The sequence below is a fragment of the Ramlibacter sp. genome (genome assembly GCF_041916345.1).
Taxonomy (GTDB): Bacteria; Pseudomonadota; Gammaproteobacteria; order Burkholderiales; family Burkholderiaceae_C; genus Ramlibacter.
Genome location: NZ_JAYRZR010000015.1, coordinates 1 through 14,753, shown reverse-complemented (window position 1 = coordinate 14,753; position 14,753 = coordinate 1). Strand labels below are relative to the sequence as shown.

Genomic DNA, 14,753 nt, shown 5'->3' with positions numbered 1-14,753 from the left:
CCGCGGGCCTGGCCCGCACCTGCCCCGAAGGAGGCCGCATGCCCATCGTCCACACCCTCAACCCGCATGAGAAGGACCTGGGCGGCGGCTTCCTCGTGCGCCGCCTGCTGCCCGCCGCGCGCCAGCGCAGCGTGGGGCCCTTCATCTTCTTCGACCATTTCGGTCCGGTGACCGAGCATCCGGGCACGGCGCACGACGTGCGTCCGCATCCGCACATCGGCCTGGCCACGGTCACCTACCTGTTCGAGGGCGCGATGATGCATCGCGACAGCCTGGGCACGCAGCAGCTCATCGAGCCCGGTGCCATCAACTGGATGACGGCCGGCCGCGGCATCGTGCACTCGGAGCGCAAGCCCGCGCACCTTGCCGAGGCGACCTACGTGAACCACGGCCTGCAGCTCTGGGTGGCGTTGCCGCGCGAGCACGAGGAGGCGGAGCCCGCGTTCATGCACGTGCCCGCGAAGGATCTGCCGGAGGGCCAGGTGGGTGACGCGGTGGTGAGGGTGCTGGTGGGCGAGGCCTTCGGGCTGCGCTCGCCCGTGGTCACGCTGTCGCCGACGCTCTACCTCGATCTGCGGCTCGCTCGTGAAGGCCGGGTGGCGCTGCCTGTGCTGGCTCCCGAGGCGGCGGTCTACGCCGTCGACGCGGACTTGCGGGTGGATGGCGAACTGCTGCCGCGCGGCACGCTGGGCGTGCTGGCGCCCGGGCCAGTGGCCCTGCACGCCCCCGAGGGCGCCCGGCTCGTCGTCATCGGTGGCGCGCCGCTCGACGCGCCGCGCCACATGGCGTGGAACTTCGTGTCCAGCCGCCGCGAGCGCCTCGACGAGGCGGCGGCCGACTGGGCTGCGGGCCGCATGCCCGGCGTGCCGGGCGAGCCGGACGTGATTCCGCTGCCGGCGGTGGGGTTCAGCCGGCCGGCGGGCGGTTCTGGGCCCGTGCGCTGAGCACCAGCACCAGGTACCGCATCCACGGCTGCTCCATCTGCTCGGCGCTGAGGAAGCGGCGCTGCTCACCGAGGATGCTCGCGGCCTGGTCGCGCTCGTTCATCGCGATCAGGGCGCTGACGGTGGCCAGCGTCGCGTACTCGCGCGACTCCGGCGTGAGCTGGCGATCGAGGCTCAGCACCCGCAGCCCCTGTTCGCGCGCCGCACCGGCATCCCGCCGCGCGACGGCCGTCAGCAGATCCAGCCAGGCGGCCTGATCGGGAGTGGCGTTCTTGCGGCACCTGGCGCCAAACTCCTCCCAGAAGCGGGTGAGGTCGGCGGGCTTCACGCCCTGCGGCAGGATGGCCGCCGTGCGGATCATCGCGTTCCAGCCAAGGCCCGTGCCATTGGGCAGCGCGCAGGTCTGACGCCAGCCGCGCACCAGGGCGAGCTCGACCGCGAGGCCGCCCAGGCCTGCCTGCTGCGCAGGCGTGAGGGTTTCGCCCTGCAGATACCGCAACACGACGGAGCCCGCAGCCGCGATGCGCACGGCGTCGGGCATGAAGCCGCCGGCCTGGCGTGTCGCGCCGGCGTGGGGGGAGGCACCCCGTGCGAACTCCAGGAAGGGCAGGGGCGCATCGGGCAGGCCGAACAGCGCCCGCGCGGTCACGTTCTGGAAGCGGTCGCGGCCGGCGCGATTGTCCACGTAGGGGAAGTAGTCGGAGTTGGGGGGCGCACCGTAGGAGTCGGCCAGCATGCGGATCGCGCTGCCGGGGCCGGCGCTGTGCTGGGACAGCATGCCCAGGTTGTCGATGCCGATCTCGCGCAGGCGCTGGCGCAGGCCGGCCTGGCGCTCGAAGGCCTCGGGGGAGATGGTGGCCGGCTTGCGGTCCGCCCGGGCGACGATCACGACGTCCAGCGTGTTGGTGGCATAGACGGTGAACTCGGGAAAGACCGTGGACAGCGCCCGCACGATCGAGCCCACCACCTGCGGGCTGGCTTCATACAGGTGCAGCCACTGCAGGAAGACGCCGTCGTCGGCGAGATGGCGCTGGATGTGCTCGTAGAACTCGCGCGTGAACAGGCTGGCGACGCCGCTCACCCAGGGGTTAGAGGGCTCCGACAGGATCAGGTCGTAGCGGCCCGGTGCCTTGGAGAAATGGGCTCGCGCGTCGTCGATGATGATGCGACCCCGCGGGTCGTTGAAGGCGGCGGCCGTGCGCGGCAGGAAGTGCCGGGCCGCCTCGACCATCATGGGTTCGATCTCGATCGTGTCCACCGCCTCCAGCGCGCGGGATTCGAGCAGGACGGAGGTCGACGTGCCCGTGCCCAGCCCGATGACGGCCGCCCGCCTGGCGTTGGGGTGGTGCAGCGGACCCAGCGCGCCCAGCATCACCATCGTCTGGTCGTCCGGCGTCGGCGTGCGATTTTGCGGATGCGTGGCGCCGTCGGGCTTGCCGTTGGTCAGCAGGCTGCGCACGCCGTCCTGGGATTCCAGCACGGTGATGCTGGCGGTCTTGCCGTCGCGATGGAAGACCACCTTGAAGTCGTCGGCCCCGAAGCGGGCCTTGCCGGTGCGGAACACGCCGGAGGCCATGCGGTCGATGCCGAGCGGCGCGGCCATCGGCAGGGCGACCAGCAGGCCCGCGGCGGCCACGCCCGCGGTGGCATAGCCCGCCCGCCAGCCGGCCGACAGCGCGGGGGCCGAGGCGTCGCGGCCGGCCAGGCGCCACAGGGCGAAGCCCAGCACCACGTCGATGGCGGCCCCGAAGGCCAGCGACCATTTCAGGCCCAGCGAAGGGATCAGCACATGGACGGTCAGCAGCACGCCGGCGATGGCGCCGAAGGTGTTGATGCCGTACACCTGCCCCACCTGGCGCTCGCCATCGCCGCGCCGCAGCAGGATGGCGGTGATCAGCGGCAGCGTCATCCCCGCGCAGAACGTGGCCGGCAGCATGACCGCGGCGGCCATGAGACCCAGCACCAGGTTGAACACCGTGTAGCTGCCCTCGGTGCGCGTCAGGGTGCGCAGCAGGAAGGCCATGGCGTCATAGAGGCTCACATACAACGGCAGCGTGGCGACGGCTGCCACGCCCATGACCACCTGGATCGTGCCGAGCAGGCGCAGGGGCTGCGTGGCCGACTCGATGCGGTTGCGCACCCACCAGGCACCGAAGGCCAGGCCCAGGATGAAGGGCGCCAGCATGAGCTCGAACGAGTGCGTGGCGGCGCCGAACACCAGCGTCAGCATGCGGATCCACACCACCTCGTAGATGAAGGACGAGAGGCCGGTCAGGCAGGCCACCAGGAGCAGCAGTCGCAGTTGCGTCGGCGTCTGCTGCGCCGCCGCGGCCGCGGCGGCCGGCACGGCCATCGGTGGCGCCTTGGGGCTGTGGCTCCACGCGGCGAAGGCGGCCAGCGCCACCAGCGCGTTCATGCTGCCGGCCAGCAGCATGGTGCCCGGCAGGCCGAACGTGGGGATCAGCAGGAAGCCCGAGCCCAGCACGCCCAGGGCGGCCCCGGCGCTGTTGAGGAAATAGAGCAGGCTCAGGCCGCGCCCGGGCTGCACGCCCATGCGCATGACGCCCACGCTCATCAGCGGGAAGGTGGTGCCCAGCAGGATCGAGGGCGGCAGGATCAGCGCGGCCGCGAGCAGCCACGACGCCGAGCATGCGCCCGGCTCGCCGCAGTAGGCCGGCAGGAAGGAGGTGGTGGCCCAGGCCGAGGCGGCCTCGAAGATGCGCTGGAACAGGAAGGCGATGACACCCACGATCGCCTCGACGATCGCGTACAGCAGCACGGGGTGGCGCAGCCGCTCGGAGAAGCGGCCGGTGAGCCACGCGCCGATGGCCAGCCCGCCCACGAACACCACCAGCACGACCGCCTGCGCATAGGACGCGTGACCCAGCAGCAGCTTGAGGTAGTGCGACCAGATCGACTCGTAGATCAGGCCGCAGAAGCCCGACAGGAAGAAGATGCCATACAGGACGGCGACAGCTCGCGGCGCGGACGCCGTCGTCGACAAGGGGGCGGTGGCGTTCATCGCGCGCATTCTAGGGGCCGCCTCCGCGGCGGTCGCCCAACTACTTCACGGTCGAAGCTGGCAGGCCGCACGCGTTCCGCAGGGCGGACGTCCTTAGAATTCCCCCATGTTCGTCCACCTGCGCCTGCACACCGAGTTCTCCATCGTCGACGGCACGAACCGCATCGACGACGTCGTGCGGGCGGCGGCGGGCGACGGCCAGCCGGCGCTCGCCATCACCGACCTGAACAACCTGTTCGGCGCCATCAAGTTCTACAAGGAGGCGCGCGGGGCCGGCGTCAAGCCCATCGTCGGCTGCGAGGTGATGCTGCAGGGCGTGGGCGCGGACGCGCAGGCCGTGTACCGCGTGCTGCTGCTGGTGCAGAACCACGCGGGCTACCTGAACCTGTGCGAGCTGCTGGCCCGCGCCTGGACGGCGAACGTGGTGCGCGCGCAGGGTGTGCTGCGGCTGGAATGGCTGCGCGAGCTCGGCGAAGGCCTGCTGCTGCTCGCCGGCGCGCAGGCCGGCCCGGTGGGCCAGGCGCTGCTGCAGGGCGACGACGCGCGCGCGGCCGACATCGCACTGCAGCTCGCCGGTCTGTTCCCGCACCGCTTCTACCTGGAGCTGCAGCGCGCCGGCCGCCCCGACGACGAGACCCATGTCACGGCGGCAGTGCAGCTCGCGGCGCGACTGGGCTTGCCGGTGGTAGCCACGCATCCGGTGCAGTTCACCCGGGCCGAGGACCACGAGGCGCACGAGGCGCGCGTGTGCATCAGCGAGGGCGAGATCCTGGGCAACCAGCGGCGCGTGCGCCGCTTCACGCGCGAACAGTACTTCAAGTCGGCCGCGCAGATGGCCGAACTGTTCGCGGACGTGCCGTCGGCGCTGGCGAACACGCTGGAGATCGCGCGCCGCTGCAACCTGGTGCTGGCGCTCGGCAAGCCGCGGCTGCCCGACTTTCCCACGCCCGACGACATGCCCATCGACGCGTACTTCCGCCTCGCGTCGAGCGAGGGCCTGCGCGATCGCCTGCTGCAGCTGTACCCCGACGAGGCCGAGCGCGAGCGGCAGCGGCCCCGCTACGAGGAGCGCCTCGCCTTCGAGCTGGACACCATCCTCAAGATGGGATTCCCGGGCTACTTCCTGATCGTGGGCGACTTCATCAACTGGGCCAAGAACAACGGCTGCCCGGTCGGCCCCGGCCGCGGCTCGGGCGCGGGCTCGCTGGTGGCGTACGCCCTGAAGATCACCGATCTCGACCCGCTCGCCTACAACCTGCTGTTCGAGCGCTTCCTCAATCCGGAGCGGGTGTCCATGCCCGACTTCGACATCGACTTCTGCCAGGGCAACCGCGACCGCGTCATCGAGTACGTGAAGCAGAAGTACGGCCGCGAGGCCGTGAGCCAGATCGCGACCTTCGGCACCATGGCCGCGCGCGCGGCAGTGCGCGACGTGGGCCGCGTGCTCGACATGAGCTACACGTTCTGCGACGGCATCAGCAAGCTCATCCCCAACAAGCCGGGCACGCACATCACCATCGCCGAGGCGCTCAAGCAGGAGCCGCAGCTCGCCGAGCGCTACCAGAAGGAGGACGAAGTCCGCACCCTGCTGGACCTGGCGCAGAAGCTGGAGGGGCTGACCCGCAACGTGGGCATGCATGCCGGCGGCGTGCTCATCGCGCCGGGCAAGCTGACCGACTTCACGCCGCTGTACCAGCAGCCCGGCAGCGAGTCCGCGGTGAGCCAGTACGACAAGGACGACGTCGAGGCGGCAGGCCTGGTGAAGTTCGACTTCCTGGGCCTGGCCACGCTCACCATCCTGGAGCTGGCGCGCGAGTTCATCGTGCGCCGGCACAAGGGCCAGGAGGACTTCCGCTTCGAGAACGTGCCGCTGGACGATGCGCCCACCTACAAGCTGTTCCAGGACGGCCTGACCGAGGCGGTGTTCCAGTTCGAATCGCGCGGCATGCAGGGCATGCTGCGCGACGCGCGGCCCACGCGGCTGGAGGACCTGATCGCGCTGAACGCGCTGTACCGCCCGGGCCCGATGGACCTGATCCCCAGCTTCGTCGCGCGCAAGCACGGCCGCGAGGAGGTGGCCTATCCGCACCCGATGGTGGAGCCGGTGCTGGCCGAGACCTACGGCATCATGGTCTACCAGGAGCAGGTGATGCAGACCGCTCAGGTGCTGGGCGGCTACTCGCTGGGCGGCGCCGACCTGCTGCGCCGGGCCATGGGCAAGAAGAAGGCCGAGGAGATGGCCCAGCACCGCGAGATCTTCCGCACCGGCGCGGCGAAGAACGGCATCGCGGAGCACAAGGCCGACGAGATCTTCGACCTGATGGAGAAGTTCGCGGGCTACGGCTTCAACAAGTCGCACGCGGCCGCGTACTCGCTGCTGGCCTACCACACGGCCTGGCTGAAGGTGCACTACACGGCGGAGTTCTACTGCGCCAACATGACGATCGAAATGGACAACACCGACAAGCTGAAGGTGTTGTTCGAGGACGCGCGCAAGCACTTCGGCATCCGCTTCGAGCCGCCGGACGTGAACCGCGGCACCTACCGCTTCGAGCCGGTGGCCGACGACGTGGTGCGCTACGGCCTGGGCGCGGTCAAGGGCACGGGGCAGGGCGCCATCGAGGCCATCGTGGCCGCGCGCGAGGCGGGCGGCCCGTTCACCAGCCTGTACGACTTCTGCTGCCGCGTGGACCGCACGCGCATCAACAAGCGCACGGTGGAGGCGCTCATCAAGGCCGGCGCCTTCGACGCCCTGCAGCGCAACCGCGCGGCGCTGGTGGCCTCCATCGACCGGGCCTTCGAGTTCGCCGCCACGCGCGAGGCGAACGCGAACCAGGGCGGCCTGTTCGACATGGGCGATTCGCACGCCGCCAGCACGCAGGAGCCCGATCTCGTGGCGGCCACGCCGTGGGGCGTGAAGGAGCGCCTCACGCACGAGAAGACGGCCATTGGCTTCTACCTGTCGGGCCATTTGTTCGACGAGGTCGAGCTGGAGGTGCGCCGCTTCGCGCGCCGCGCCATCGGGGACCTGGTGGACACGAAGGAGCCCCTGCTGCTGGCCGGCATCGTGGGCGACCTGCGCATCATCACCGGCCAGCGCGGCAGGCTCGCGCTGTTCAAGCTGGACGACAAGACCGACGTGATCGACGCGGCGGCTGACGAATCGGTCTTCAACCCGCACCGTGCCTGGTTCAAGGACGACGAGCTGGTGGTGGTGATGGCCAAGCTGCAGCCGGATCGCTTCTCCGGCGGCTTCCGGCTGAACGTCACGCAGATCTGGGACCTGGCCACCGCGCGCTGCCGTTTCGGCAAGTACCTGCGCGTGGCGGTGAACGGGCAGGCACCGGACATCGCGCGGCTGCTGCGCGACTTCCCGCCGCGGCGCGAGCCTTCGGAGGCGGGGGAGCTGGTGCGCGGCCTGGGCGTGCGCCTGCTGGTGGAGCGCGAGGCCGCGCGCGCGGAGCTGCAGCTCGGCGACGACGCGAAGTTCTTCCCGAGCGACGCCGCGCTCGCGAGCTGGATGGCGCAGGCGCATGAGGGGCTGGCGCAGGTGGTGTACGAGTAGGGAACGCTGGGGTGGAGCGCCAGCGCAACCCCAGCGTTCCCCCGCCCCGCCGCTGCCGTCCGTCGGGCAATCCCCTGCGGCGTGAACCCGCCCGTGGCGTCGGCGCCGGTTCCGATCAAGAATCATCGGCAGGGAGTCTGCAGCAGTACCTCTTTCGCCAGGAGGGACCGCCATGGCCTCTTGCAGACCGTCAACAGCACCATCGGCCCGGCGCCAGAACGTCGCGGCCGAGGGGCCTGTCTTGTGTGCCGCACCGCCGGCTGCGGCGGGCCACCGGCCGCTGGCGCTGGCGCTGGCCCTCGCTTCCTGCTTCATCGTCGCCCGCCCGACCCAGGCGCAGCCGGTCGGGCCGCAGGCGATCCACGGCAGTGTGCAGGTGGGCCGCGAGGGCAACCGCTGGCACGTCGTCACCGGCAACGGCCCCGGTACGCAGCATTCCGCCATCGACTGGCGCAGCTTCGGCGTGCCGGCCGGCACCACCACCTGGTTCACGCAGCCCTCGTCGGGCAGCCTCTCCATCAACCGCGTGCTGGGCCCCGACCCGAGCCGCATCCTGGGCACGCTGGGCTCGAACGGCCGGCTGGTGCTGGTCAACCCGGCCGGCATCGCGGTGGGTCCGGGTGCGGTGGTGGACACGGCGGGCTTCACGGCCTCCACCTTGCGGATGAGCGAGGCCGATGCGCTGGCGGGCCGCCTGCGCTTCGCCGCCGAGGGCGCTGCCGGCAGCGTGGTGGTGCACGGTCAGGTGCTGGCGCGCGGCGGCGACGGCGTCCTGCTGGCGCCCCATGTCGAGGTTGGAGAGGCCGCCGCGGTGCGTGTCGTCGAGGGCAGTGCCGTGCTGGCCGCGGGGCGCCGGGCGGAGATCACGGGGCGTGGCCTCGAAGGCATCCACATGGCGGTGCAGGCACCGGCGGACCAGGCGCTCAACCTGGGCCGCCTCGAAGGCGATGCCGTGGGCCTGTTCGCCGGCACGCTGCGCCACTCTGGCCTGGTGATGGCGCGGCAAGCCCGTGCGCAGGGCGGCCGCATCGTGCTGCAGGCCGAAGAGGTGGTGGTGACGCCGGGCGCGCGGCTGGCCGCGGACGCGGGGGGCGCCGGCGCGGGCGGCACCATCCTCGTCCGGGCCACGGATCGCGCGAGCGTGCAGGGGGCGCTGTCGGCGCGTGGTGGCCCGCTCGGCGGTGATGGCGGCTTCATCGACACCTCGGCGGCCCGGCTCGACCTGCGCGGCATCTCGGTCGACGTCAGCGCACCGGCTGGGCGGGGCGGCACATGGCTGATCGATCCCTACAACCTCACCGTGAGCGGTGCGGACGCCAGCGTGAGCGACATCGACGCCGGGCCGGATGCCCACTACCAGCCCAGCGCGACCGGCTCCACCGTCGCGGCCAGCACGATCGCCGGCGTGCTCAACGCCGGCGGCAACGTCACGCTGGACACGACCGGCGCCGGCGCCGAGGCCGGCGACATCACCGTGGCGGCAGCCATCGCCAAGACGGCGGGGGGCGATGCCACGCTGACCCTCAATGCCCACAACCACATCAACGTCAACGCGTCCATCACGTCCACCGTCGGCCAGCTGAACCTGGTGCTGAACCCCGACCAGGACAGCTCGGGCGCCGGCGCGGTGAACCTGGGCCCTGTCTCGCTCAGCGGCAATGGCGGCCTCATCAACGCGGCCGGCAAGACCGTGAACCTGGCCTCCGGCACGGCCACCGTGCATTCGGCGATGCAGGTCGGGCAACTCAACCTGACGGGTGGCTCGCTCGCCGGCGCCGGCAACGTCACGGTCAGCGGCAACTTCAACGCCACCGCCACCGGATCGATCACCGGCAGCGGCACGCTCACCACGCAGGGCAACAGCCTCATATCGATGGCCACGCCCTCTGGCTACCTGGCGCTGGCCGGCGGGCGGACCTGGGTCAACCAGGGCACGCTGACCATCGGCGGTGACGACTACCTCTACCTGGGCTACACGGCCGGCGGCGTGAACACCTTCCAGAACCTCGCGGGGGCCACGGTCGACCTGTCGTCGTCCCACGCCACGCCGATCCACTTCTACAGCAGCACGTCCGACTTCCACAACGCCGGCACCCTGAACCAGACCGTGACCGGCAGCCATGGCATCGCCGTCGGCGCGGGCTTCCACAACACCGGCACGGTCAACGTGCAGGCCGGCACGCTGGCCCTGGGCGCGAGCGGCACCGACAGCGGCGCCTATTCGCTGGGACCGGGCACGATGCTGAACCTGTCCGGCGGCACGCGCAACTTCGCCGCCGGCACCACCTTCGCGGGGACCGGCACGGTGGCGATGACGGGCACCAGCGTCAACGTGACCGGCAACGTGACCCTGGCCACGCCCACGCTGGCCGTGTATGGCGGCAACCTGGCCGTGACAGGCAGCCTCACGGCCGGCGCCATGAGCCTGCAGAACGCCACGCTCTCGGGCACGGGCCCGGTGACCACGACCGGCGCGTTCACCATCGGCGACACCAGCACGATCACCGGCTCGGGCACGCTCACCACGCAGGGCACTACCACCGTCAACCTCTCCACCCCCAGCGGATACGTGGCGGTGACGGGCGGGCGCAGCTGGGTCAACCAGGGCACCCTCACGCTCGCCGGCGACGATTACCTGTACTTCGGCTACACGTCAGGCGGCACCAACAGCTTCACCAACGCCGCGGGCGGCACGTTCAACCTGTCCACCTCGAACGTTCTGCCGCTGAACTTCTACAGCGGCACGGCCACCTTCACCAACGCTGGGACGCTCAACCAGACCGCGGCCGGCGTGCACCAGACGCAGAGCGGCATCACCGTGCACAACAGCGGTACCCTGAACGTGGATGCCGGCGTGCTCACCCTCGGGGGTGGCGGCACCGACAGCGGCGTGTACGCCGTGGATGCCGGGGCGCAGGTGGGCTTCGCGAACGGCACGCGCGCCTGGAACGGGGTCAGCTTCAGCGGGCCGGGCCTGGTGCAGATCGAGGGCGCCGTTGTCAGCGTGGACAGCCCGACCACGCTGGCCGCCACCACGCTCGGCCTGGCCAGCGGCACGCTGACAGGCGCGGCCAGCCTGGGCGTGAACAGCTTCCAGGTCTCGGGCGGCAGCCTCTCGGGGGCCGGGCCGGTCACGGTCAGCGGGCCGCTCCTCATCACCGGCATCGCCAGCTTCCAGGGCACCGGCACGCTCACCACGCAGGGCGCGACGACACTGAATCTCGCGCCGGCCAGCGGGTACGTCAGCCTGCACGGCGGGCGCACCTGGGTCAACCAGGGCGCGCTCACCATCGGCGGTGACGACTACCTGTTCTTCGGCTACACCGGCGGTGGCAGCCCGGTGCTCCAGAACACCGCCACCGGCACGATCACCTTGTCGTCCAGCCACTCGACGCCCCTGAGCCACTATTCGGGCAGCGCGGTGGTGAACAACGCCGGCACCCTGACACAGGCCGCTGCGGGCACGCATGTCGTGCACGGCGGGATCACGCTCAACAACACCGGCACCCTGCGCGCGTCGGCGGGGGAGCTCCGCATCGACGGCAGCGGCACCGATGCCGGCACGGTGCAGGCCGATGCAGGGGCGGTGGTCAACTACGCCGGTGGCCTGCGCACGTGGACCACTGGCATGGCCCTCGCCGGCACAGGCACCGTGCAGGTAGGCGGTGCCACCGCCAGCGTGGACGCTGCCCTCACGCTGGGCGGGCCGACGCTGGCCCTCGCCGCCGGCCATCTCACCGGGGCGTCGCCGCTCACCGTGACCGGGCCGCTCGCCTTCACGGGCGCGGCGATGCTGAGCGGTACCGGCGTGCTGACCACACAGGGCAGCAGCCTGGTCGACATGGGCGTCTCCGGCGGCTACCTGGGCCTGTCGGGCAAGACCTGGATCAACCAGGGAACCCTCACCCTGGGCGGCGATGACTTCCTCTACTTCGGCTACAGCGGCGGCGGCAGCAGCACGCTGGTCAACGATGTGGGCGGCACCATCCAGATCACGGGCACCGCACCCGTGCCGCTCCAGTTCTACACCGGCACCGCCACGCTGCAGAACCAGGGCAGCCTAGTGCAGTCCGCCGCGGGCACGCATGACATCCACGGCAACATCAGCTTCCAGAACAGCGGCACGGTGAGCGCGACGGCCGGCACGCTGCGCATCATGGGGGGCGGCGTCGACACCGGCAGCTACTCGGTCGGGCCGGGGGCCACGGTCTCCTTCCACGGCGGCAGCCGCAGCCTGCAGGCCGGCTTCGCCGGCAGTGGCGGCGGACTGCTGCAGATCGGCGGTGGCACCGTCAGCGTGGATGCGCCGCTGGTGCTCACCGCGCCCACGATCGGGCTGGCCGGCGGGGTGCTCACCGGCGCCGCGAACCTCACCGTGGCGGCGCCGATGCGCGTGACCGGGACCGCGCAGCTGGCCGGCACGGGCACGCTCACCACGCAGGGGGACGCGCTCATCGACATGCCCGGCAGCAGCACCTACCTCGGCCTGAGCGGCGGCAAGACCTGGGTGAACCAGGGCACGCTCACCGTGGCCGGCGACGACTACTTGTTCTTCGGCTACGCGGGCGCGGGCGCCAACACGCTCGCCAATGCGGTCGGCGGCGTGCTGAACCTCGACAGCACCCATGCGACCCCGCTGAACTACTACACCGGCACCGCCGTCGTCACGAACGCTGGCACCGTGCAGCACGGCGTGGCCGGCACGCGCGCGGTGCACAGCGCCGTGGCCTTCCACAACAGCGGCACGGTCAACGTGGCCGCGGGTGCCCTGCGGCTCGAGGGCAGCGGCACCGACACCGGCAGCTACGTGGTGGCCAGCGGCGCCGAGCTGGCCTTCCAGGGGGGCACGCGCAACCTGGAGGCCGGGGCTGGTTTCTCGGGTGCCGGCACGCTGCGCCTGACGGGTGCCACGGTGAACGTCAATGCCCCCCTCACGCTCAGCGCGCCCCGGCTGGAGCTGGCAGGCGGCGAGCTCGGCGGCACGGCCAGCCTCACCGTGGCCGCGCCTTTCGACATCACCGGTGTCAGCAGGCTCACCGGTACCGCGCCATTGGTCACCCAAGGCGCGACGACGGTCTCCATGCCGGCGGCCACCAACGGCTATGTCGGCCTGTCCGGCGGCAAGACATGGACGAACCAGGGCACCCTGACCGTGCAGGGCGACGAGTCCATCCTGATGGGGGCGACCGCGGCAGGGACCAACACGCTGCTCAATGCGGCCGGCGGCCTGCTCGTGCTCGACAGCAGCCACGCCGAGCCGATCAACTTCTACTCGGGCACCAACGTGCTGGTGAACGCGGGCACGCTCACGCAGGCGGCGACCGGCACGCACGGCATCCACAGTGCCGTGAGCTTCCACAACAGCGGTGCCGTCCAGGTCAATGGCGGGACGCTGCGCGTCGCCAGCGGCGGCACGGACACCGGGTCCTATGCCATCGGCACGGGGCAGGTGCTGGATCTCGCTGGCGGCACCCGCCAGCTGGACACCGGCGTGGCCTTCACCGGCGCGGGCACCCTGCGAATCTCCGGCGGCCAGGTCAGCGTCAACACGCCCCTCACGGTGAGCACGCCCACGCTCACGCTGGCCGGCGGCACGCTCACCGGCGCCAGCCCGCTCACCGTGGCCGGAGCCATGGCGATCACCGGCACGGGGGCGCAACTGCAAGGCACGGGCACGCTCACGACGCAGGGCACGACGCTGATCGACATGCCCCTGACCAGCGGCGGCTGGGTGGGTCTGTCAGGCGGCAAGACCTGGATCAACCAGGGCACGCTCACGCTGGGTGGTGACGACTTCATCTACATGGGCGCCACGGCCAACGGCAACAACACCCTCGGCAACGCGCCGGGCGGCGTCATCCAGCTGAACACCAGCCATGCCACACCGTTCACGCCCTACGGCGGCACCAACACGGTCGCCAACGCCGGCACGTTCAACCAGAACAGCGCGGGGTCGCCGACCATCGCATCAGGCATTGCCTTCCACAACACCGGGCTGGTGCAGGTTGCCGCCGGGGAGCTGCGGCTGCAGGGTGGTGGCACCGATACCGGCAGCTACCAGATCGCCGCCGGCGCCACGCTCAACCTGCAGGGCGGCACCCGCGACCTGAACGCCGGCGTGGCGTTCACGGGGACCGGCACGCTCAAGGTGGCCGGAGGCACCGTGAACGTGAATGCGCCACTGGTGCTCGGCACGCCCCGGCTGGAGCTGGCGGGCGGCTTGCTCACGGGCCCTGGCGATGTGACCGTCGTGGGCCCGCTGGACGTGACGGGCACGGTGCAGGTGAGCGGGACCGGCCTGCTCACGACCGGGGGCGTGACGACCATCGACATGGCGACCGCGGGCGGGTACCTCGGCATCGGTGGCGGCAAGACCTGGACGAACCAGGGCACGCTGAACCTGAACGGCGACGACTTCATCTATCTCGGGGCCACCGCAGGGGGCGGCAACACCCTTGGCAATGCCGTGGGCGCGCTGTTCAACATCAACACCAGCCATCCGACACCGATCGCGCTGTACGGCGGCACGGGCACCGTGGACAACGCAGGCCACGTGCGGCTGACCGCGGCGGGCAGTCATGCCGTGGCGAGCACGGTCAACGTGGTCAACAGCGGCACGCTGTCAGTGGAAGCGGGCTCGCTGGTGGTCGGTGCCGGCTTCGGCCAGGCAGGACGGCTGCATGTGGAGGCCGGGGCGGAGTTCCAGCGCGCGGGCGGCTTCACCAACCTCGGCACGGTGAGCGGGACCGGTACCTTGAACATGGGGGCGGGCACCCTGCTGAACCAGGGTGTGCTGGCACCCGGTCCGCTGGCAGGCGGCACGGGCCAGCTGCTGGTGACGGGCGGTCTGGACACCAGCGCCGGCAGCGTGCTGCTGGAACTGCAGGACGGCCTGGTGCACGACGCGGTGATCGCATCGGGCAACGTGTTCGTCGGGCCAGGGACCGTGCTCACGGTGTCGAACACGCCGGCCGCCAGCTATGCCGCCGGGCAGACCTTCGACGTGCTGCGCAGCGGTTCGGGCGTCGTCTCCGGCACCCTGCCGGCCGTCCCGGGCTTCCTGGCTGCCGTCACGCCATCCCCTGCGCCGGTCTCGCTGCAGCTGGAGGCACTCGCGGGGGCAGGCGCGCCCGCACCAACGCCCGCACCAACGCCCGCACCAACGCCCGCACCAACGCCCGCACCAACGCCCGCACCGACGCCCGCACCAACGCCCGCACCG

General features: G+C 71.3%; 4 protein-coding genes. 3 read left to right on the top strand and 1 reads right to left on the bottom strand.

Annotated elements, in window-relative coordinates; translation table 11 throughout:
• Positions 1–38: 38 nt before the first annotated feature.
• Complete coding sequence (locus ACE3T5_RS06555; protein WP_374665713.1) at positions 39–944, top strand: pirin family protein; 906 nt, start codon at positions 39–41, stop codon at positions 942–944.
• Here ACE3T5_RS06555 and ACE3T5_RS06550 read toward each other — a convergent pair.
• Entirely contained in the window at positions 907–3,966 is a 3,060-nt protein-coding gene (locus ACE3T5_RS06550; protein ID WP_374665711.1) for a fused MFS/spermidine synthase, read from the bottom strand. The genes ACE3T5_RS06555 and ACE3T5_RS06550 overlap by 38 nt on opposite strands.
• A 106-nt stretch (positions 3,967–4,072) precedes the next feature.
• On the opposite strand from ACE3T5_RS06550, the gene dnaE reads away from it, so the two are divergent.
• A complete protein-coding gene (gene dnaE, locus ACE3T5_RS06545) occupies positions 4,073–7,531 on the top strand; it encodes a DNA polymerase III subunit alpha (RefSeq protein ID WP_374665709.1) in 3,459 nt (1,152 codons plus the stop codon).
• A gap of 241 nt (positions 7,532–7,772) precedes the next feature.
• Positions 7,773–14,753 (top strand): filamentous hemagglutinin N-terminal domain-containing protein (locus tag ACE3T5_RS06540; protein WP_374665707.1); only part of this gene is annotated, 6,981 nt, incomplete at its 3' end.